Source organism: Streptomyces sp. NPDC057638 (genome assembly GCF_042800315.1).
Taxonomy (GTDB): domain Bacteria; phylum Actinomycetota; class Actinomycetes; order Streptomycetales; family Streptomycetaceae; genus Streptomyces.
On record NZ_JBHVHF010000574.1, the window covers coordinates 1 to 2,010 of the forward strand.

Consider the following 2,010-nt stretch of genomic DNA (forward strand, 5'->3'; position numbering starts at 1 on the left):
GTGTCACATGCGCCGGTCCGGCGGGCGGGGCGGTGTCCTACGTGTCCGCTCCCGCGGGCGGCGGCACATACGCCGCTCAGTCCGGGTGCCGCGCCGCGCGCCCCTTGTTCACCAGCCGGGTGACCTGCTGCCGTGAGTGGCCGGTGGCGCGGGCCAGTTCGGTCAGGGTGAGGCTGCCGTCGTCGACGGCGGCGCGGTAGCCCTCGATCCTGGCCCCGCAGACGGCGCCGTTGAGGACGCCCAGGGTCCGGGAGAACTCGTTCCACGCCTCCCTCGCGTGCGCACCGCCCAGGGCGACGGGCGGCGGTCCGGGGCGGCGTGACGCCCGCAGGAGCAGCAGGGCGCCCTCCATCCGGTCCAGGGCCTGACGGAAGTCACGCCCCGCGACCAGCAAGGTGTCGATCAGCCGGTAGAACTCGTCGAGCCCCCCGTCCGGGAGTGACGGCCCGGCGTCGTGTGCCATGGGCGCCGGGGCGCGGCTGTCCCGCTCCGCACCCGGCCACGGCCGTCCCTCGCCCACGGTCCGCGCACTCCCCTGTCCCCGCGCCATCCCGGCTCCCTCCCCGACGGCATGTCAACTCGCCCTAAGTGAATCCGAAACGTACTGCCATTGGGAAGACTCGGGCGGTCTTCTGCTGGGTCTATGGACCTGTAGGTGATTTCTCCCTAACGTGAACTCGCTTACTGAAGCGGCTCACTTCCCCCTCTGGGACCCGTGCCACCCCGCATGGCCGTGTACCAGCCGCGTACCGCCGCGCCCGACGACGTGCCACATCCCTCCCGTACCACGCCCTCCGCCACCGACCAGGGCACCTGGAACGACGGCGGACTCCCGATCACGACTCCCCGGACAACGCCCGGCAAAGCCCAGCGAAACCCGGCGTAACCCGGCGTAACCCGGCGTAACCCGGCAAACAAGGTAGAGCGGAACAACGGACAAAGGAGTCCTCATGCGGATACACCGACGACACGGCCGCCCCCGGCACGGACGACGGACCCTGGTGGCGGCGCTCACGGCGGTGGCACTGTGCGCGTCACCGGGCGCGGTCGCGGCACAGCAGGAGCGGACCGGCTCCGGGGCCGCGAGCACGGAGGATCAGCCCGGACCGGCCCTGCGGACACCGCCCGAGCGGCTGGCGGCGGCCCTGAGCTGTCCGGAGGAGTTCCGCTCGGACCGCGAACCCGTGCTGCTCGTTCATGGCACGGGCGTGGACGCGGAGCTGTCGTGGTCCTGGGGGTACGCGCCCGCGCTCCGCGCGCGGGGGTACGACGTGTGTGTGGTCGATCTGCCGGGCGGGGCGCTGGGGGACATCCAGGACTCGGTGGAGTACGTGGTGCACGCCGTCACCGCGATGCGCGCGGCGACGGGCCGCGCGGTCGATGTCGTCGGGCACAGCCAGGGCGGGCTCCAGATCCGCTGGGCGCTGACCTGGTGGCCGGGGCTGCGGGGCGCGGTCGACGACGCGGTCGCTCTCGGCACCCCCGAGCGGGGTGTGGCCGCGGGCGATCTGGTGTGCGCGGCGGCCCGCTGCGCTCCCGCGCTCTGGCAGATGCGGTCGGGGTCGGCGTTCCTGCGGGCGCTGAACTCCGGTGACCAGACGCCCGGCCCCGTCTCGTACACCTCGGTCTACAGCCGTGACGACCTGGTGGCCGCGCCGTACTGGACGGCGGTGAAGGAGGGCGCGCGGAACATCAAGCTCCAGGATGTCTGCGGGATCCGGCTGGTGACCCATATGGGGCTGCTGTACGACGCGCTGGCGTTCGCGCTCGTCGTGGACGCGCTCGGTGGGCCGGGCCCGGCGGACCCGGCGCGGCTGCCACGGGGTGCCTGCCGGGACGCGTATCTGCCGGGTGTCGGCCTGGGCGAGGTGGCGTACGCGACGGCGGTGGTCGCCCCGGCGGCCGCGGCGGCCATCGCCACCGCGCCCCGCGTGGGCCGCGAACCCGCGCTCCGCTCCTCCGTCCGGTGAACGACGGGGACGGGCCACCGGCCCCCGCGCGGTGTGGCGC

Annotated in this window: 2 protein-coding genes; one reads left to right on the forward strand and one right to left on the reverse strand. The window is 73.9% G+C overall.

Going from position 1 to position 2,010, the window contains the following annotated elements; all coding sequences use genetic code 11:
* Nucleotides 1-76: 76 nt before the first annotated feature.
* Nucleotides 77-463, reverse strand: a complete 387-nt coding sequence (locus tag ACFVIM_RS34885) for a hypothetical protein (RefSeq protein WP_384310332.1) — start codon at nucleotides 461-463, stop codon at nucleotides 77-79.
* A 487-nt stretch (nucleotides 464-950) separates the two neighbouring features.
* Between ACFVIM_RS34885 and ACFVIM_RS34890 the strand changes: the two genes are divergently transcribed.
* Nucleotides 951-1,970 (forward strand): esterase/lipase family protein, encoded by a 1,020-nt coding sequence (locus tag ACFVIM_RS34890; RefSeq protein ID WP_384310334.1) that lies wholly within the window; start codon nucleotides 951-953, stop codon nucleotides 1,968-1,970.
* Nucleotides 1,971-2,010 lie beyond the last annotated feature (40 nt).

Excerpts from the sequence above, each read along its gene's own strand:
- ACFVIM_RS34885 (WP_384310332.1), bottom strand. The coding sequence starts at position 463 with ATGGCACACGACGCCGGGCCGTCACTCCCGGACGGGGGGCTCGACGAG.
- ACFVIM_RS34890 (WP_384310334.1), top strand. The coding sequence starts at position 951 with ATGCGGATACACCGACGACACGGCCGCCCCCGGCACGGACGACGGACC.